General features: G+C 70.4%; 17 protein-coding genes. 6 read left to right on the top strand and 11 right to left on the bottom strand.

Annotation, left to right across the window (positions count from 1 at the left end):
* The first annotated feature begins 124 nt into the window (after window positions 1-124).
* Window positions 125-1012, top strand: coding sequence for a phosphatase PAP2 family protein (locus AB0D59_RS31025; protein WP_362572358.1), 888 nt, complete (start codon window positions 125-127; stop codon window positions 1010-1012).
* Here the strand turns inward: AB0D59_RS31025 and AB0D59_RS31020 are convergent.
* The 8 genes from AB0D59_RS31020 to AB0D59_RS30985 form a co-directional block, all read right to left on the bottom strand.
* Window positions 951-2720 carry a glycoside hydrolase family 18 protein gene (locus AB0D59_RS31020; protein WP_362572355.1) on the bottom strand — a complete coding sequence of 590 codons (1770 nt, stop codon included), beginning with the start codon at window positions 2718-2720 and terminating at the stop codon, window positions 951-953. The two genes, AB0D59_RS31025 and AB0D59_RS31020, sit on opposite strands and share 62 nt — an antisense overlap.
* Window positions 2721-2914: 194 nt before the next feature.
* Window positions 2915-3358 carry a hypothetical protein gene (locus AB0D59_RS31015; protein WP_362572352.1) on the bottom strand — a complete coding sequence of 148 codons (444 nt, stop codon included), beginning with the start codon at window positions 3356-3358 and terminating at the stop codon, window positions 2915-2917.
* A 126-nt stretch (window positions 3359-3484) separates the two neighbouring features.
* Window positions 3485-4912: an FAD-dependent oxidoreductase gene (locus AB0D59_RS31010; RefSeq protein WP_362572349.1), complete on the bottom strand. Its 1428-nt coding sequence runs from the start codon at window positions 4910-4912 to the stop codon at window positions 3485-3487.
* Between the two features lie 34 nt (window positions 4913-4946).
* Window positions 4947-5747: an ABC transporter permease gene (locus AB0D59_RS31005; RefSeq protein ID WP_362572347.1), complete on the bottom strand. Its 801-nt coding sequence runs from the start codon at window positions 5745-5747 to the stop codon at window positions 4947-4949.
* Entirely contained in the window at window positions 5748-6677 is a 930-nt protein-coding gene (locus AB0D59_RS31000) for an ABC transporter permease (RefSeq protein WP_362572344.1), read from the bottom strand.
* Complete coding sequence (locus tag AB0D59_RS30995) at window positions 6677-7840, bottom strand: ABC transporter ATP-binding protein (protein ID WP_362572341.1); 1164 nt, start codon at window positions 7838-7840, stop codon at window positions 6677-6679. Before AB0D59_RS30995 ends, AB0D59_RS31000 begins: the two co-directional genes overlap by 1 nt.
* 7 nt (window positions 7841-7847) lie before the next feature.
* Complete coding sequence (locus tag AB0D59_RS30990; RefSeq protein ID WP_362572338.1) at window positions 7848-9083, bottom strand: spermidine/putrescine ABC transporter substrate-binding protein; 1236 nt, start codon at window positions 9081-9083, stop codon at window positions 7848-7850.
* A 52-nt stretch (window positions 9084-9135) separates the two neighbouring features.
* Window positions 9136-10671, bottom strand: a complete 1536-nt coding sequence (locus AB0D59_RS30985) for a gamma-aminobutyraldehyde dehydrogenase (RefSeq protein ID WP_362572335.1) — start codon at window positions 10669-10671, stop codon at window positions 9136-9138.
* Between the two features lie 209 nt (window positions 10672-10880).
* On the opposite strand from AB0D59_RS30985, the gene AB0D59_RS30980 reads away from it, so the two are divergent.
* Window positions 10881-11444, top strand: a complete 564-nt coding sequence (locus AB0D59_RS30980; protein WP_362572333.1) for an NADAR family protein — start codon at window positions 10881-10883, stop codon at window positions 11442-11444.
* Between the two features lie 176 nt (window positions 11445-11620).
* Here the strand turns inward: AB0D59_RS30980 and AB0D59_RS30975 are convergent, their stop codons facing one another.
* Window positions 11621-12337 (bottom strand): DUF4190 domain-containing protein, encoded by a 717-nt coding sequence (locus AB0D59_RS30975; protein ID WP_362572330.1) that lies wholly within the window; start codon window positions 12335-12337, stop codon window positions 11621-11623.
* Window positions 12338-12515: 178 nt separating this feature from the next.
* On the opposite strand from AB0D59_RS30975, the gene AB0D59_RS30970 reads away from it, so the two are divergent.
* Both AB0D59_RS30970 and AB0D59_RS30965 read left to right on the top strand, forming a co-directional pair.
* Window positions 12516-13574, top strand: a complete 1059-nt coding sequence (locus AB0D59_RS30970) for an adenosine deaminase (RefSeq protein ID WP_362572327.1) — start codon at window positions 12516-12518, stop codon at window positions 13572-13574.
* 33 nt (window positions 13575-13607) lie between these two features.
* The gene (locus AB0D59_RS30965) at window positions 13608-14297 is read left to right on the top strand and encodes a glycerophosphodiester phosphodiesterase (protein ID WP_362572325.1); all 690 of its coding nucleotides are present in this window, start codon (window positions 13608-13610) and stop codon (window positions 14295-14297) included.
* Between the two features lie 66 nt (window positions 14298-14363).
* On the opposite strand, the gene AB0D59_RS30960 is transcribed toward AB0D59_RS30965, so the two are convergent.
* Window positions 14364-16043, bottom strand: a complete 1680-nt coding sequence (locus AB0D59_RS30960) for a sigma-70 family RNA polymerase sigma factor (RefSeq protein WP_362572322.1) — start codon at window positions 16041-16043, stop codon at window positions 14364-14366.
* Between the two features lie 274 nt (window positions 16044-16317).
* Between AB0D59_RS30960 and AB0D59_RS30955 the strand changes: the two genes are divergently transcribed.
* On the top strand, window positions 16318-17487 hold the full coding sequence (locus tag AB0D59_RS30955) for a serine hydrolase domain-containing protein (RefSeq protein WP_362572319.1): 1170 nt from the start codon (window positions 16318-16320) through the stop codon (window positions 17485-17487).
* A 147-nt stretch (window positions 17488-17634) separates the two neighbouring features.
* Complete coding sequence (locus AB0D59_RS30950) at window positions 17635-18336, top strand: response regulator transcription factor (RefSeq protein ID WP_362572485.1); 702 nt, start codon at window positions 17635-17637, stop codon at window positions 18334-18336.
* A gap of 94 nt (window positions 18337-18430) precedes the next feature.
* Here the strand turns inward: AB0D59_RS30950 and AB0D59_RS30945 are convergent, their stop codons facing one another.
* Complete coding sequence (locus AB0D59_RS30945) at window positions 18431-18847, bottom strand: nuclear transport factor 2 family protein (RefSeq protein WP_362572316.1); 417 nt, start codon at window positions 18845-18847, stop codon at window positions 18431-18433.
* Between the last annotated feature and the right edge of the window lie 55 nt (window positions 18848-18902).

Here is an 18902-nt window from a genome sequence, read left to right as displayed (position 1 = left end):
ACCTGGCGTGATGTGGGGGGCTGGGGCGGCCCCCGTCAGGCTGTGTGAAGAAGGTGTGCGAGGTGGATGACGGGACGCGATTCCGCCTGTCGCCGCACCGGACTCTGCCGTAGGTTCTCACCAGATGAGAGATACACCCCGCCCACAGGGGACTGTGGGCGACTTCAGGCCGGGGCCTCCCCAGCTTCGACCTGGTCGTGCCCTCGCGCACACAACCGGGGCCTCCGGCCCCGGATCTCCTCACCGATCGGACGGTCGCTCGCCCCAAACCCCCCGGGGCGCGCGACATTCCGATCCGGACGGCCGCCCCGGAACCACCCCCCCTGTTCCGGGGCGGCCGACCTCCTTCCTTCGCTTTCCCCTCGCGGGACTCCTGGGGCTTGTGGTCCTTCCGGCCCTTCTCTTCGCGCTGATCACCTGGCAGGTCGTGGCCCACGGCCCCCTGCTCCGCCTGGACAGCCGCCTGAGCAGCGCACTCGTCCACCCGGACCGGTTCTCCGAGCTCCTCTCCGACCTCGGGAACGCGCAGGTCGCGGTTCCGGTCCTGGTGATCGTCATCGGATACGTCGTCCGGCGCGGCCGTTCCACCGGTACAGACCGCTGGTGGCTGCCGCCCGCCGCGGCCGCCGTCCTGATGGCCCTGGTCCCGGCGATCATCGTGCCGGTCAAGGAGTGGACCGCCCGTCCGGGGACCCCGGTGGTGCCCCCGGCGGTCGGCTACTTCCCCTCCGGTCATACGGCGACGGCGGCGATCGCGTACGGCTCCGCGACCCTGCTCCTCCTGCCCTGGCTCCGCTCCCGCGCCGCCCGCCGCGCCGTCGTCACCGGTTGTGCGGCCCTGGTCCTCGCCGTCTCCTACGGTCTGGTCCGCCGCGGCTACCACTGGCCGCTGGACGTGGCGGCCAGCTGGTGCCTGTGCACGGTCCTGCTGACGGCACTGTGGCTGCTGCTCAGCCGAAGTAGGCGTCGAAGTTCTTCTGGAACTCCCAGTTCGAGAACCGGTCCCAGTTGACCGACCAGGTCATCAGGCCGCGCATCGCCGGCCAGGTGCCGTGGGTCGCGTACGAGCCGCAGTTCGTCTTCTTCGTCAGGCAGTCCAGGGTCTTGGTGACCTCGGCCGGGGCGACATAGCCGTTGCCCGCGTTGGTCGAGGCCGGCATGCCGATCGCGATCTGGTCCGGGCGCAGCGGCGGGAAGACGTTGCCCGCGTCGCCCGCGACCGGGAAGCCGGTGAGCAGCATGTCGGTCATGGCGATGTGGAAGTCGGCGCCGCCCATGGAGTGGTACTGGTTGTCGAGGCCCATGATCGGGCCCGAGTTGTAGTCCTGGACGTGCAGCAGGGTCAGGTCGTCGCGCAGGGCGTAGATGACCGGGAGGTACGCCCCGCAGCGCGGGTCCTGGCCGCCGAACTTGCCGGTGCCGTAGAACTGGTAGCCCATCTGCACGAAGAACGTCTCGGGCGCCATGGACAGCACGAACTTCGAACCGTATTTCGCCTTCAGGGTCTTCAGTGCGGAGATCAGGTTCACGACCACCGGGGTCGTCGGGTTCTTGAAGTCGGTGTCGCTCGTGTTCAGCGACAGCGAGTGGCCCTCGAAGTCGATGTCGAGGCCGTCCAGGCCGTAGGTGTCGATGATGTTCGAGACGGAGGAGACGAAGGCGTCCCGGGCGGCGGTCGTGGTCAGCTGGACCTGGCCGTTGGCGCCGCCGATCGATATCAGCACCTTCTTGCCGGCCGCCTGCTTGGCCTTGATCGCCGCCTTGAAGTCGGCGTCGCTCTCGACGTTCGGGCACTCCGTCACGGGGCAGCGGTTGAAGCGGATGTCCCCGGAGGTGGCCGAGGTCGGTTCGCCGAAGGCCAGGTCGATGACGTCCCAGCTGTCGGGGACGTCGGCGAGCCGGGTGTAGCCGGAGCCGTTGGCGAAGGAGGCGTGCAGGTAGCCGACCAGGGCGTGGGTGGGCAGGTCGGTGGAGCCGCCGGAGGAGCCGGCGGTGGTGGTGGCGGTCACCGCGGCCGACTTCGCGGACTCGCCGGCGTCGTTCACCGCCGTGACCTGGAAGCTGTACGCGGTGGAGGGCGTGAGGCCGGTGGCCGTGGCCGAAGTCCCGGTCGCCGTCTGGACCTTCACCCCGTTCCGGTAGATCGCGTAGCTCGTGGCACCGGTGACCGCCGTCCAGGACAGGCCCACGCTGGAGGAGGTGACCGTGCCGGTCTTCAGTCCGGTCGGTGCGGCGGGCGGCTGGCCCGTGGCGCCGCCGGGGCCGACGAGGGAGATGTCGTCCGCGTAGTAGGCGCCGGTGCCGTACCAGCCGTGGGTGTAGATCGTGACCTTGGTGGTCGAGGCGCCGGTGGTGAACGTGGTCGTGAGTTTCTGCCAGTCGGGGGCGGACTGGGTCCAGGTGGAGACGTCGGTGGTCCCGGTGCCGCTCGCACCGAGGTAGACGTAGGAGCCACGGACGTAACCGGACAGCGTGTACTGCGCGCCCGGCTGCACGGTCACCGTCTGCGCGCACTGCGCGTTGTCGCTGCCGGCCGGGGTCGCCTGCAGCGCGGAGCCGCCGCTGTGCACGGGTGAGCCGACCGTCGTACCGGCCGTACAACTCCAGTTGTCGAGACCGGACTCGAAGCCGCCGTTCCTGGCAAGGTCCGCGTCGGCCGCACGGGCGGCCGACGAGAGCGCGGTGATACCGGACACGGCCAGCAGCCCGGCCGTGAGCATGGTGAGAACAGGTCTCGCGCGAACCACAAGTGCCTCCGGGGATGGGGGAATTGGAGGAGGTGCAGCGGCGCTCAATTTGGTCCAGACCAATCCACTTGTCAAGACCTACGGCAGCGCCCCGAAGGGGCGCGGGGAACTGCGCGACCAGCCACGACGCAGCCGCGGACGACCGACAACCGACACGCGAACGGCGCTTAGTCGTCGGCCAACCCCGCCGCCGCCTCGTGCATCGCCAGCTCCAGCAACGCCGGATCCGTCAGCGTCCCCGACCCGTCCGGCGCCACCAGCCACCGCACCCCCTGGGTCGACCGGCCGGGATACGGCACGACGATCCAGGTGCCGGCGCCCGCCGTGCGGATCCCGGTACCGAGCCATCGGGCGGCCGTGCCGGGCGGCACGAAGAAGCCCACCCGGTCGTCCCCGAAGTCGACCAGGACTGGCCCTGGTTGGTCGAGGACGCGGGTGAGCACGTCGAGGGTGGGGTAGCCGAGCTCGCTCGGCAGGATCAGTACGTCCCAGGCCCGGCCTGCGGGCAGCAGTGCGATCCCCAGGGGATTGCGCTCCCACTCCCAGCGGCACGCCTCGGGGTCAGGTGCGACGGATGCCAGCCATTCGACCGCCGTCTTCGCCCCAGTCATCAGAAGACCTCCCAGTCTCGCCCGGCGACGCGGGCGTCGCGTCACGGGGAGAGAGGGAGGTCTTCCGGGGGCATTACGCGGGTTTCACCACCCCGTTGGAGTGACCTGGATCACATGCCGAGGGGGTCAGCTGTCGAAGCCCAGCCCCATCCGGTCCATCGCCCTGAGCCACAGGTTGCGGCGGCCTCCGTGGGCGTCGGCTCGGGCCAGCGACCACTTGGTGAGGGCGATGCCCGTCCAGGCGAACGGCTCGGGCGGGAACGGCAGCGGCTTCTTGCGGACCATCTCCAGGCGGGTGCGCTCGGTCTCCTCGCCGGCCAGCAGGTCCAGCATCACATCGGCGCCGAACCGGGTCGCGCCGACGCCGAGGCCGGTGTACCCGGCCGCGTACGCCACCCGCCCCTGGCGGGCGGTGCCGAAGAACGCCGAGAAGCGGGAGCAGGTGTCGATCGCGCCGCCCCACGCGTGCGTGAAGCGGACGCCTTCCAGCTGCGGGAAGCAGGTGAAGAAGTGCCCGGCGAGCTTGGCGTAGGTCTCCGGGCGGTCGTCGTACTCGGCGCGGACCCGGCCGCCGTAGTGGTGGATGGCGTCGTAGCCGCCCCAGAGGATCCGGTTGTCCGCCGACAGCCGGAAGTAGTGGAACTGGTTGGCCGAGTCGCCGAGGCCCTGCCGGTTCTTCCAGCCGATCGCGCCGAGCTGCTCGGCGGTGAGCGGCTCGGTCATCAGGGCGAAGTCGTAGACCGGGACGGTGTAGGCGCGGACCCTCTTGAGCAGGCTCGGGAAGATGTTGGTGCCGAGGGCGACCCGCCGCGCGCGCACCGAGCCGTACGGGGTGCGTACGGCCATGCCGGCGCCGTACGGCTTCAGTTCGAGGGCGGGTGTGTGCTCGTACACCCGGACGCCGAGGGCGAGGCAGGCCTGCTTGAGGCCCCAGGCGAGCTTGGCCGGGTTGACCATGGCCACGCCCCGGCGGTCCCACAGGCCGGCCTCGAAGGTGGGCGAGTTCACCTGCTCGCGCACCGCGTCGGCGTCGAGGAACTCGATGCCGTCCGCGAGGCCCTTCCCCTCCAGCTCCCGGTGCCAGTCGCGCAGTTCCCGGGCCTGGTAGGGCTCGGTGGCCACGTCGATCTCGCCGGTGCGCTCGAACTCGCAGTCGATGCCGTGCCGGGCGACGGCGGCCTCGATCTCGTCGAGGTTGCGCCGGCCCAGCTCCTCCAGGCGGTGGATCTCATCGGGCCAGCGGGCGAGCCCGTTGGGCAGCCCGTGCGTGAGGGAGGCGGCGCAGAAGCCGCCGTTGCGGCCGGAGGCGGCCCAGCCCACCTCGCGGCCTTCCAGCAGGACCACCTCGCGGCCGGGGTCGCGCTCCTTGGCATTGAGCGCGGTCCACAGTCCGCTGTATCCGCCGCCGACGACCAGCAGGTCGCAGGTGTCGGCGCCGGTGAGCGCGGGCTCGGAGTGGGGCTTGCCGGGGTCTTCGAGCCAGTACGGGACCGGCTGTGCTTCGGAGAGAGACCTGGTCCAATCTGCCTGACGGCTCATGGCGCTTGGGGCCATGATTTTCAACTCCCTACAGAGTTTTTATGGTGCTTCATGCCTTTTGCCTGGTGCGGCGGTTGGTGATGAGCATCGATACCAGCACGAGCAGTACCGCGACCAGGAACATGGCCGTACCGATGACATTGATCTGGACGGGCGTGCCGCGCTGTGCCGAACCCCAGACGAACATGGGGAAGGTGACGGTGGAGCCCGCGTTGAAATTGGTGATGATGAAATCGTCGAAGGAGAGCGCGAAGGAGAGCAGCGCGCCCGCCGCGATTCCGGGGGCCGCGATGGGAAGGGTGACCCTGACGAACGTCTGCACCGGTCCGGCGTAGAGGTCCCGGGCCGCCTCCTCCAGGCGCGGGTCCATCGACATCACACGCGCCTTGACCGCGGTGACGACGAAGCTGAGGCAGAACATGATGTGGGCGATCAGGATCGTGTAGAAGCCGAGCTGGGCGCCCATGTTCAGGAACAGGGTGAGCAGCGAGGCAGCCATGACGACCTCGGGCATCGCCATCGGCAGGAAGATCAGCGAGTTCACGGCGGAGCGGGCGCGGAACCGGTAGCGGACCAGGGCGAAGGCGATCATCGTGCCGAGGAGCGTGGCGCCGATGGTCGCCCAGACGGCGATCTGGAGGCTGATGGAGAGCGAGCCGCACATGTCGGCGACTCCGCACGGCTGCTTCCACGCGTCGAGCGAGAACTGCTGCCACTCGTAGTTGAAGCGCCCCTTCGGTTTGTTGAAGGAGAACACCGTGACGATGACGTTCGGAAGCAGCAGATATCCGAGGGTGAGCAGTCCCGCGATGACGACGAGACGCTTCTTGAGCCAGTTGACGAAGGGCATTTAGACCAGATCCTCCGTCCCGGACCGGCGAATGTAGATCGTGACCATGAACAGGATCGCGGCCATGAGGATGAAGGAGAGCGCGGCCGCCGTCGGATAGTCGAGAATCCGCAGGAACTGCGTCTGGATCACGTTTCCGATCATGCGGGTGTCGGTCGAGCCGAGGAGTTCGGCGTTGACGTAGTCACCGGCCGCCGGAATGAAGGTCAGCAGGGTGCCGGAGACCACGCCCGGCATCGACAGCGGGAAGGTGACCTTCCGGAAGGTCGTCCACGGCTTGGCGTACAGGTCGCCGGCCGCCTCGTGCAGCCGTCCGTCGATCCGCTCCAGCGAGGTGTAGAGCGGCAGGATCATGAACGGCAGGAAGTTGTAGGTCAGTCCGCACACCACCGCGAGCGGGGTGGCGAGGACGCGGTCGCCGGCCGTCCAGCCGAGGAAGTCGGTGAGGTCCAGGATGTGCAGCGAGTTCAGTACGTGCACGACCGGGCCGTTGTCGGCGAGGATCGTCTTCCAGGCCAGGGTGCGGATCAGGAAGCTGGTGAAGAACGGCGCGATCACCAGGATCATGATCAGGTTCCGCCAGCGGCCCGCCCGGAAGGCGATCAGGTACGCCAGCGGGTAGCCGAGCAGCAGACACAGCACGGTCGCCGCGGCCGCGTAGAAGACGGACCGCAGGAACTGCGGCCAGTACTCGCTCAGCGCGTTCCAGTAGGTGGCGAAGTGCCAGGTGACCTTGTAACCCTCTTCCAGGGAACCCGTCTGGATGGACGTGGACGCCTGGTAGACCATCGGCAGCGCGAAGAAGACGACCAGCCAGAGCAGGCCGGGCAGCAACAGCCAGTACGGCGTGAACCGGCCCCGCTTGCGCGGGGGCTTCTTCGTGGGTTCGGCGGGCGCCAGGGGCGGCGGCGCCTCGGAGAGCGTGGCCATCAGGCGGCTTCCTCCTCGGTGCCGGCGGAGCCCGCCGTCCCAGCAAGCAGGGACTGGGCGGCGTCGAGACCGAAGGTGTGGGCCGGGCTCCAGTGCAGGACGACGTCGGCGCCGGGGACCAGCCGCCCGTCGCGCTCGACGTTCTGCACGTAGACCGCGAACTCGGGGCAGACCGCGCTGTCGATGACGTACTGCGTGGAGACGCCGATGAAGCTGGCGTCGGCGATCTTGCCGGTGATCCGGTTGCGCCCCTCGGGGATCGAGCCGGCGTCGTCGGCGTGCGTGAGGGAGATCTTCTCGGGCCGGATGCCGACGAGCACCTTGCCACCCGCCCGGGTCGGCGCCGAACATCGCGCCTCGGGCAGTACCAGCTTGCCGCCGCCGGCCTTGAGGACGATGTCGTCCCCGCTCTTCGTGTCGACCTCGGCCTCGATCAGGTTGGACGTCCCGAGGAAGTTGGCGACGAAGGTCGTGTTGGGGTTCTCGTACAGATCGGTCGGCGAGCCGAGCTGCTCCACCCGTCCCGCGTTCATCACGGCGACCGTGTCGGCCATGGTCATGGCCTCCTCCTGGTCGTGGGTGACGTGGACGAAGGTGATGCCGACCTCGGTCTGGATCCGCTTGAGCTCCAGCTGCATCTGGCGGCGCAGCTTGAGGTCGAGGGCGCCGAGCGGCTCGTCGAGGAGGAGCACCTTGGGGTGGTTGATGAGCGCGCGGGCCACCGCGACCCGCTGCTGCTGGCCGCCGGAGAGCTGGTGCGGCTTCTTGCGCGCCTGCTCGCCGAGCTGGACCAGGTCGAGCATGTCCTCGACCTGCTTCTTCACGCTCTTGATGCCGCGCCGGCGCAGGCCGAAGGCGACGTTCTCGAAGATGTCGAGGTGCGGGAAGAGGGCGTAGGACTGGAAGACGGTGTTCACCGGCCGCTTGTACGGCGGCAGACGGGTCACGTCCTGGTCGCCGAGGTGCACGGTGCCGCTGGTCGGCTCCTCGAGCCCTGCGATCATGCGCAGGGTGGTGGTCTTGCCGCAGCCGGAGGCGCCGAGCAGGGCGAAGAAGGAACCCTGGGGGACGGTCAGGTCCATCGGTTTCACGGCGGTGAAGCCGTTGTCGTAGGTCTTGCCGATGCCGGTGAGGCGGACGTCGCCGCTGCTGTCGGTCGTCATGGTGTCGTCACGCCCCTGTGAGCTTCGCGAACTTCTGCTGGTATGCCGTCTCTTCCTTCGAGCTCAGCGAGCGGAAGGCATGGGACCTGGCCTGCATGGCCTTGTCGGGAACGATCAGCGGATTGCTGGCCGCCGACTTGTCGATCTTGGCGAGGTAGGGCTGCACGCCCGCGGCCGGACTCACGTAGTTGATGTAGGCGGCGAGTTCGGCGGCCGGCTCGAGCTCGTAGTAGAAGTCCATGAGCCGCTCGGCGTTCGTCTTGTGGCGCGCCTTGTTCGGGATCAGCATGTTGTCGGTCGACGTCATGTAGCCGCTGGCGGGGATGACATAGCCGACGTCCGGGCTGTCGGCCTGGAGCTGCACGATGTCGCCGGCCCAGGCGATACAGGCGGCGAAGTCGCCCTTGCTGAGGTCGGACGTGTAGTCGTTGCCGGTGAAGCGGCGGATCTGGCCCTTGTCGACGGCCTTCTGGAGGCGGGCGATGACGGCGTCGTAGTCGTCGTCGGTGAACTTCGCCGGGTCCTTGCCCATGTCGAGCATGGTCATGCCGATGCTGTCGCGCATCTCCGTCAGGAAGCCGACGCGGCCCTTGAGCTTGGGGTTGTCGAGCAGGTCGGAGACCGTCTTCACCTCGACGCCGTCGAGCGCCTTCTTGTTGTACGCGATGACGGTCGAGATGCCCTGCCAGGGGTACGAGTAGGCGCGGCCCGGGTCCCAGTCGGGGCTGCGGAACTGGTCCGACAGGTTGGCGAAGGCGTGCGGCAGGTTCGACGCGTCCAGCTTCTGGACGTAGCCGAGCCGGATCATGCGGGCGGCCAACCAGTCGGTGAGGACGATCAGGTCACGGCCGGTGTCCTGGCCGGCGGCGAGCTGCGGCTGGATCTTGCCGAAGAACTCGTCGTTGTCGTTGATGTCCTCGGTGTACTTCACCGTGATGCCGGTCCGCTTGCGGAACGCGTCCAGCGTCGGATGGTTCTTCCCGCTGTCATCCACATCGATGTACTCGGGCCAGTTGGAGAAGTTGACGACCTTCTCCTTCGCCGAGTGGTCGTCGGCGGAGACCCCGCCCTGGGACTTGCCGGCCGCGGGGATACCGCAGGCGCTCAGCGCTCCGACGCCGCCCACCGCGAGCGCGCCGCCCAGCAGCGACCGGCGGGTCATGGCGGCCCGGCCATTACGCAGGCTGCGCCGCATGGCGGCCGCTTCGACCGGTGTCAGACGGTCGGGCTCGTACTGCCTCATACGCTTGATGCCCTTTCGGGAAGATGGCCGTGGTCGGCGGCCGGAGCTGTGACTATCGGTCCCCGAAAATCGTGCGGTGCCAGTCCTTTCGCGCCACCGCCGTATTATCGAACATTACGTGCTTGACCTGGGTGTACTCCTCGAACGAGTACGCCGACATGTCCTTGCCGAAGCCGGACGCCTTGTAGCCGCCGTGCGGCATCTCGCTGATGATCGGAATGTGGTCGTTGACCCACACACACCCCGCCTTGATCTCGCGGGTGGCGCGGTTCGCCCGGTAGACGCTGCTGCTCCACGCGGAGGCGGCCAGACCGTACGGGGTGTCGTTGGCCAGCCGGATGCCCTCATCATCACTGTCGAACGGCAGAACGACCAGCACCGGCCCGAAGATCTCGGACTGGACGATCTCACTGTCCTGCGGGGCGTCGGCGATCAGCGTGGGCCGGTAGTACGCACCGCTCTTCAGCTCGTCCTGCGGCGGCTCGCCGCCGGTCACCACGCGCGCGTAGCCGCGCGCCCGCTCGACGAACCCGGCGACCCGGTCCCGCTGGGCGTGCGAGATCAGCGGCCCGAGGTCGGTACCGGGAGCGAACGGGTCGCCCAGCCGCACGGTCTCCATCAGCGCGGCCGTCTGCTCCACGAAGGCCTCGTAGAGCGGCCGCTGCACGTACGCGCGCGTGGCGGCGGTGCAGTCCTGCCCGGTGTTGATGAGCGCCCCGGCGACGGCCCCGTTGACGGCCGCCTCCAGATCGGCGTCGTCGAACACGACGAACGGCGCCTTGCCGCCCAGCTCCAGGTGGAGCCGCTTCACGGTCGCCGTCGCGACCTCCGCCACCCGCTTTCCGACACCGGTGGAGCCGGTGAAGGAGGTCATGGCGACGTCGGGGTGCCCGACGAGATGTTCACCGGCCACCTTCCCGGTCCCGGTGACGATGTTGACGACACCGTCGGGGATGCCGGCGTGGGTGGCCGCCTCGGCGAAGAGCAGCGAGGTCAGCGGGGTCAACTCGGCCGGCTTGAGCACGATGGTGTTGCCGGCCGCGATCGCCGGGAGGATCTTCCAGGCGGCCATCTGGAGCGGGTAGTTCCAGGGCGCGATCGACCCGACGACACCGATGGGCTCGCGGCGGACGTACGACGTGTGGTCGCCGGAGTACTCACCGGCCGCCTGCCCCTGCAGATGCCGGGCGGCGCCCGCGAAGAACGCGGTGTTGTCGATGGTCCCCGGTACGTCGAACTCCCGCGTCAGCTTGAGCGGCTTTCCGCACTGGAGGGACTCGGCGCGGGCGAACTCCTCCGCGCGGTCGGCGAGCACGGCGGCGAACCGGTGCAGCGCGTCCGACCGCTCGCCGGGGGTCGCCCCGGCCCACCCGTCGAAGGCGTCCCGCGCGGCGGCCACGGCCCGGTCGACGTCCTCCGTCCCGGCCAGCTCGTACGTGTACACCTCCGCGCCGGTGGCCGGGTCGACGACGGCGTGCGTACGGCCCGACGTGCCCTTGCTGAACCGGCCCGCGATGTACTGTGCGCCGCCCGCGAGCCGCTCCTGCGCGGGGAAGGTCTCCGGGGTGGCGGTGCCCGGGTTGTCCATGTCGCTTCTCCTCCGCCGTCGCCCCGTCCCGAGAGGCGGGTGGCGTAGCTCCAGCTCGATTTGACTGCCGATCCTGACAGAGCAGAGGGACTCCAACAAGTGATTCCGTTGTTGCCTTTTGGTTACGCGACGGAATCTGTCGACCAGATGTCGAGTCAGGACAGGAAAGGCGGGACGGAGTGTCAGTGGTGGCTGCCACACTGGCGTGCATGGCGAAGATCGATTCTGCGGAAGCCCTGATCAGGGCGGTCCGGGCGGGGGCCAGGATCAAGTATCTGCACTTCTGGGGGCACCGCCCGAGGCCGGACGATCAGGTCTCGGCGAGCTGTCTGAGTCAGTGGTGGCCGTCACCCTTCGTGGTCGACGGTGTCGAGTACGCGACCGCCGAGCACTGGATGATGGCAGGCAAGGCAAGGCTTTTCGAGGACGCGGAGGCGGAGCGCCGGGTGCTGGCGGCCGGACATCCCGCCGAGGCGAAGAAGGCCGGCCGGCTGGTCCGGGACTTCGACGAGGCGATATGGCAGCGGGAGCGCTTCGGCATCGTGACACGCGGCAGCGTGCACAAGTTCGGGGCCGACCCGGCCCTGCGGGAGTACCTGCTCGGCACCGGCGACCGGGTACTGGTGGAGGCGAGCCCGGTGGACCGGGTATGGGGGATCGGCTTGGCGGCGACGGACGAGGCGGCGGCGGACCCCTCCCGGTGGAGGGGGCTGAACCTGCTGGGGTTCGCGCTGATGGAGGCGCGGGAAAGGCTGCGGACAGCGGGGGTGTAGGTCTGCAGGTGACGGCGCTCCCGGCCGACGGGAACCGGTCCCAGCCAAAGGGCGGGAGGCCGAGCGCTTCCAGCCGACAGGGACTGGTCCGGCCAAAGGGGCGCGGGGAACTGCGCGACCGGCCCCCGTCTACCCGCACCCGACCACCGGCCGCCCCCACCCACCGGCCACCCTCCCTAGCGCGTGCTCGCCACCACGATCAGCACGATGAACCCCACGGCGAGGAGAAGCCCCGCCGACCCGCAGATGATCCCCGCCAGCGCCTGCCCCCCGTTCGTGGCCTCCCCCCGCCCGACCCGGGCCCGCCCGATCGAACCGAAGACGATGGCCAGCACCCCCATCACCAGCGCGACCGGCCACGCACAGAACCCGACCGCACTGATGATCCCGGTGACGAGACTCGCCGTGCCCAGCCCGTTGTTGGGCATCGGCTGCATACCGGGCCAGCCGCCGTATCCGCCGGGCCCGCCGGGGTACGGCGGAAGCGGCTGTCCGGGGTAGCCGTACCCCGGACCGGGAGCCGGTGCGCCCGGGTAGCCGTAAGGAACCTGACCGGGCCCCTCCGGAGCCATCGGCGGCGGTGGCACGGCCGCGCTCTGCGGATACGGCGGCGCAGGCGGGGCATAGGGGCTCGGCGGCGGGTACGCGCCCGGCGTGCCCGGCGCCGCGAAGGGGTTCACCGGCGCGGCCGGAGCCGCGTCCGACGGCGCCGCGAAGGGGTTCGCCCAGCCCTGAGGCGTCACCCCGTCCTCCGCCCCCGGCATCGCCGCGACCGTTCGCTGGTCATGGATCGAGGGCGGCACCGACGGCTCCGCCCCGGCCACCACCCCTTCCCCCGCGTCGGCCGTCTTGTCCAGCCGTATCTTCGGAGCCTCCGGCGCCTCGTCAGCCATCTCGCGATGTCCCCTCTCCCGCACGCGTGCCGCCGTCATGCTAAGGCCCCTCCGCCTCGAACGCCGGTCCGGCCTACGATGGGCCCCGAATCACCGATCAGCCGATCACCGCGCAAGGGGCCAGCTCAGGGCCGTACCACCGCCCGAGGCGGCCCCGCGCCGTTCCGGGGAGGAACCCTTGACCGACCGTCACACCGAACCCGCCCTCCGCGATGTGCACGCCTTCATCGCCGGGCTGCCCAAGGCCGAACTCCACGTCCACCACGTCGGCTCCGCCTCCCCCCGGATCGTGTCGGAACTGGCCGCCCGGCACCCCGACTCCAAGGTGCCCACCGACCCCGAGGCCCTGGCCGACTACTTCACGTTCACGGACTTCGCCCACTTCATCGAGGTCTATCTCTCGGTCGTCGACCTCATCCGCACGCCCGAGGACGTCCGGCTGCTCACCTACGAGGTGGCCCGCGAGCTGGCCCGCCAGCAGGTGCGCTACGCCGAGCTGACCATCACCCCCTTCTCCTCCACCCGGCGCGGGATCGACGAACGGGCCTTCATGGACGCGATCGAGGACGCCAGGAAGGCGGCCGAGGCCGAGTTCGGGACGGTGCTGCGCTGGTGCTTCGACATCCCCGGCGAGGCGGGCCTGGAGGCCGCCGAGGAGACGGTGCGGCTCGCGACCGACGACCGGCTCCGCCCGGAGGGCCTGGTCTCCTTCGGTCTCGGCGGCCCCGAGATCGGCGTACCCCGGCCGCAGTTCAAGCCGTACTTCGACCGGGCCGTCGCGGCCGGCCTGCACTCGGTCCCGCACGCCGGTGAGACGACGGGACCCCAGACGGTCTGGGACGCCCTGGTCGACCTGCATGCCGAGCGCATCGGCCACGGCACCAGCTCCGCGCAGGACCCGAAGCTCCTCGCCCACCTCGCCGAGCAGCGCATCGCCCTGGAGGTGTGCCCGACCTCCAACATCGCCACCCGCGCGGTCCGCACCCTGGACGAGCATCCGATCAAGGAGTTCGTGGACGCGGGCGTGCTGGTCACGGTCAACTCCGACGACCCGCCGATGTTCGGCACCGACCTGAACAACGAGTACGCGGTCGCCGCCCGGCTCCTCGGCCTCGACGAGCGCGGCGTGGCCGACCTCGCGAAGAACGCGGTGGAGGCGTCCTTCCTGGACCGGACGGGCAAGGCGAGGATCTCGGCCGAGATCGACGCGTACACGAAGGCATGGCTCGCCCCCTGAAAAACCCCTGCGGGGCCCTGAGAACATGGGCTCATGCAGACCGTGACCGCCGTGGCCCACCGCGGCGACCCCTACCGTTTCCGCGAGAACACGCCGGCCTCCCTGCGTTCCGCGCTCCAACAGGGCGCGGACGCGGTGGAGATCGACGTACGGCTGACGCGTGACGGCGTCCCCGTGCTCCTGCACGACGAGACCCTGAACCGGCTCTGGGAGGTCGACCGTCCGCTGAGCGCGCTGTCGGCGCAGGAGGTGCGCGGCCTCACGGAGGGCGGGGTACCGACGCTCGCCGAGGCGCTGGCGGCGGTGGCGGACAGCCGGGTGATGATCGACCTGCCCGGCGGGCCGAGCGAGCGGGCGGTGGCCAGGATCGTGGCCGTGGCCCGGGAGTGCGGTGCGGCGGACCGCGTCTACTACACGGGGGACGCGGCGGCGATGCTGGCGGTACGGGCGGCGGACGCGGCGGCGGAGATCGCCGTGACCCGCAAGACGCTGGCGCCCGCGCGCCCGGCGCTCCTGGACGTGATCCGCCCCCGCTACCTCAACTACCGCTTCACCCTGCTCGACCACGCCCTGACCGAGCACGTCCACCGCAGCGGCTGCCTGGTCTCCTGCTGGACCCCGGACACCCGCCGCTCGATGCGCCGTCTGCTGGACATGGGTGTCGACTCGATCACCACGAACCGGGTGGATCTTCTGAACTCCCTGCGCATGAGCGCCTCGTAAGGGGCGCGGGGCATTGTCCGGCCCGCGGCTCCGCCGCGTGGGCGCGACAGGCCCCGCCGTCCCGCCCTAGAGCCGCGACCTCTGAGCAACCGTCGCCGGATCGCTCGGCGTCCCCCGTGTCGCGTACTGCGGAACCGGCGCCGAGTCCTTCCCGTCGTCCCGGACCAGCCCGTACCGGATGGCCCCGTCCGGCGGCCCGTACAGCACGTCCTTCTCCACCGCGTCCCAGGTCGACGGGAAGACGCTCACCCCGTAGTCCGCCCCCCGCTCGTTCACCGTGAACGTCACGCTGCCGTCGACGTAGAAGTACTCGTTCTGCCACATCTGCTGGGTGCCGGCCGGCAGGACGGCGTAGCCGGTGGCCGAGCTGCCCATGCCGGTGGAGGAGGTGTCGGTGCTGCTGATGCGGTCGTCCATCCGGCGTCCGCCGCCCGACGCCACGTGGAAGAGCCTGCCCTTCAGGCCGGTCCAACTCGGCATGACGAGGCTGCCGGCCCGGGACAGCGGGGCGATCTGCCAGCGGACGAGGACATAGCCCCGGCCGGTGAGCGTCACGTGGTCCCCGCGGTGGTTCAGGACGGCATGCGCCCCGCCCGTGCTGGTGACCCCCGTCTCCGGCCGGTGCGGCAGCGTGCCGGGCCTGGTGTCCGGGTCCGGCGCCCTGTCGACCGCGTCGACGACCGAGCCGTACCGGGCGGCGCTCGCCGACGGGGACGGTGACGGCGAGGAGGACGAGGCCGACGGGGACGGCGAGGGCGTGTTCGCCGAGGTCGGCGCCGGCGCCCCGGTGACCGTCGCCGTGGGCGCGGTGGCCGTGTGCGGTGCGGGACGGTCCGGGGTCTGTGCGACGACGTACGCACCGCCCGCCACGATGGTCGCCCCCGCCGTGACCGCCACCGCGGGCTTGGTCAGCGCGCCCAGCACCTTCGCCGACCAGCCGGCGGAGGTCGCCGCGGCCGCGGTCTTGCCGCCGAGCGCCAGCGACAGCGTGAACCCCGCCGGCACCGGTACCAGCGCGATCCCGACCAGCAGCCGTTCCGCCGGTACGACGGAGTCGCGGGGGTCGCCGCAGTAGCCGCAGCCCCGGATGTGCCGGGCCAGCCGCTTGCGCCAGACGGAGTCGGGGCGCCCGTCCCAGCGGGCGGTCAGCTCGCGCAGCTCGGGGCAGGCGCCGTCCAGCGCGCGCACGATGCCCCGCGAGATCTCCAGCCGTTCCTTCATCCGCTGCACGCGGACGGCGGCGTGCTGCCGGCTGATGCCGACGGCCGCCGCCAGCTCGCGCCGGGTGAGTTCGCCGGAGACCTCCAGCCACCACAGGGACACCAGCTGCCGGTCCTCGGCGTCCAGCCAGCGCACGGCCTCCGCGACCTCCCGTCGCTGTCCCTCCAACTGGAGCCGCAGCACGGTGAGTTCGGCGAAGTCGGCGGTGCCGTCCGGGACGCCCTCGTCCAGTTTCCGCTCCTGCCTGCGGCGCGCCCGGTCGCGTATCTGCCGCATGGCGATGGCCACCAGCCAGGACCGGAAGCTGTCCGGGTCGCGAAGGCTGCCGAGGTGGTCGACGGCGCGCAGCATGGTCTCCTGGACGACGTCGTCGACGTCGGCGTGGCCGTTGAGGGCACGGCCGACCACGTTGTAGACCAAGGGCAGCCAGCCCTCGACCAGTTCGTCCAGCGCTCGCCGGTCGCCCGCCTGGGCGGCCGCGATGGTGGCACGCCACTGCCGGGACACGTGCACGTCCGTCCTCATGACCGCACCTTCTCAGCCGGGGCGGTGAGCTTGGCAATGTCGGGGATCACAGTGTGGAGACGGAGTGGGGATTCCGGGATAACACTTTTTCACCCCACCCTCCCCACCGCCCCGGCACCCCTACGGGCGATCCCCCACAACTCCCCTATTTCTCAGGGAAGTTGATGAGGGGCGATTCAGGGACCCACGCCCTCCTCGGCGACGATCCGGCGACCGCCGTACCCCCGGAGGATGACCGGGTCCCTTCGCCCATCGCCTCCCCTGGAGTTCACGCATGCGTGTCCGCACCCGGAGCACCGCCCTCGCCGCCTCCCTCGTCCTGGCCCTCACGGCCGGACCGCTGGTGGCGCCCGCCTTCGCCGCATCCGCCTCCGCACCCGCCGTCACCGCGCCCACCACCGCCGGCCCGGACGCCGAGGCCCTGCGCGCCGCGATCGCCGGGCTGCCCGACGCGGACGCCACCGCCGCGCTCGTCCGGGTGGGCGGCACCGACGGCGCCTGGCGCGGCAGCGCGGGCGTGCACGACCTGACGAGCGGCAGCGCGGCGGACCCGGACGGCCGCTTCCGGGCCGGTTCGACGACGAAGGTGGTGACGGCGGCCGCCGTACTGAAACTGGCCGCACAAGGGAGGATCGACCTCGACCGCCCCGTCCAGCACTACCTCCCCGGCCTCTTCACCCACGCCTTCCGGCCCATCACCGTCCGGCAGTTGCTGAACCACACCAGCGGCATCCAGGCGGGCGACGGCTGGGGCGACTCCTTCGCGGCGCAGTACGCGCACCGCTTCGACACCCTCACCCCGGAGCAGGTGGTGCGGTCGGCGGTGGCGAAGGGGCCGGAGTTCCGCCCGGGCAGGAAGCAGGACTATCTCAACATCAACTACACCGTGCTCGGGCTGCTGATCGAGAAGGTGACCGGGCGGTCGTACGCCTCCGTGGCCTCCCGGCTCGTGCTCCGCCCCGCCGGGATGCGGGACACCTACTTCCCCGGTACCGACCCGCGCGTCCTCGGCCCGCACAACCACGGCTACCAGAAGGTGACGGGGGCCGACGGGACGACGTCGCTGGTGGACGTCACCGACTGGAACCAGGCGGACCGGTTCGCGGCCGGCGACATGATCTCCACGACCGCCGACCTGGAACGGCTGCTGACCTCCCTCTTCCGCGGGCGGATCGTGCCGCCGGGACCGTGGCTCGAGGAGATGTTCACGGTCCCGGCGCACATCGAAGGAGCCACCTACAGCGCCGGGTTGCAGCGCTTCGAGTACGACGGCCGGGTGTACTGGCTCAAGTCGGGCTCCCGGTACGGCTACAGCGCGGTGCTCGCCGGGACCCGGGACCTGAGCCGGACGCTCGTCTACTCGGTCGACTCGACCGACGCCAAGGGCGAGGACATGAACCCGGTGGCGCAGCGGATCGCGATGGCCGCGCTCAAGCAGGGCTGAGCACGGCCGGGAGAGCACGGCCCAGAGAGCACGGCCGAGAGCGGAACCCACTGAGCAGACCCACTCTCCCGAGGCGGCGGATCCAGGCGTAGCATGTGAACGAAACAGTTTCGTTCACGGAACGGACCTCGCATGGAGAAGACAGGCATGGTCTCCGTACTCGTCGTCAACGACCAATCCCTCCAGCGCCTCGCCCTGCGCATGCTCCTCGCCGCCGAGCCCGGCCTGACGGTCGTCGGGGAGGCGGCGGACGGGGACGAGGCGATCCGTGCGAGCGCCGCACTCCGCCCGGACGTCGTCCTCATGGACAGCCACCTGTCCGGGGCGGCCGGCATCGAGAGCATCCGGCACATCGCCCGCCCCGCCCGCCGGGCGACCCGCACCCCCGGGTTCCCCGGCGAGGAGGCCCCCGCCCCCGGGGTCCTGGTGCTGACCGCGGCCGACCAGGAGGCGGACGCCTGGGCCGCCCTGCGCGCGGGCGCCGGCGGCTTCCTGCTCAACGACGCCGACCCGGCCGAACTGACCGCGGCCATCCGGGTGGTGGCCGCCGGGGACGCCGTCATCACGCCCGGTCTGACCCGCGCGCTCATCGACGCCGTCCGCCAGCAGCACACCGTCCGCCCCCTCCCCCGCACCTCGGGGCTCGGCGCCCTCACCCAACGCGAACGCGATGTTCTGGTCGCCGTGGCCTCCGGCTGGTCCAACGCCGAGATCGCGCAGTGGCTGTCCATCGCCCCGACCACCGTGAAGACCCACGTCAGCAACGTCCTCGCGAAGATCGGCGCCCGCGCCCGCGTGCAGGCGGTGGCGTTCGCCTACGAGTCGGGGCTGATCCGCCCGGCAGCCTAGGGCCTGTCTGACAATTCCCATCTGCCTCACGACGCCATGCACGTGACGCCGTGAGGCCGCCCGCCGGGCGACGACGGCGATTGTCAGACAGACCCTAGAAGCTCTCGCCGCCCAGGGCCTTGATGAACGCGAGCGGGTTCCAGTACTCGCGGTACTTGACGATCTTGCCGTCCTTGAACGTCACGAACGTCGCGTAACTCATGTCGTACGGGTTCCCGTTGGCCAGGACCCGGCCGGTGACGGTCCAGTCGGCGATGGCCGTGTCCGGGTCGTCGGTGCCTCGGATGGTCGCCGACGTGATCTGCTGCACGTCGATGAGGTCGGGGTAGCCGCGCAGGTACTCGTAGACCGCGGCCCTACCCTCCAGCCGGGTGGGGCTGCCCTCGGGGGCGAAGGGGAACTCGACGACGACGTTCTCGTCGCACAGGTCCGCCCAGGCCTTCATGTCCTTGGCGAGGAAGGTGTCGAGGCTACGCCGCACCAGGTCGGCGGCGGCAAGGGTCTCAGTCATGGTTCGTTCCCATCATGTTGTCGCGAAGTGGGCCACATAATGTGGCTAGACACAT

It is taken from the genome of Streptomyces sp. NPDC048417, from assembly GCF_040651615.1.
In the GTDB taxonomy this organism is placed as follows: domain Bacteria; phylum Actinomycetota; class Actinomycetes; order Streptomycetales; family Streptomycetaceae; genus Streptomyces.
The sequence above is the reverse complement of the archived record's forward strand: the minus strand, read 5'-3'. Positions and strand labels throughout refer to the sequence as shown.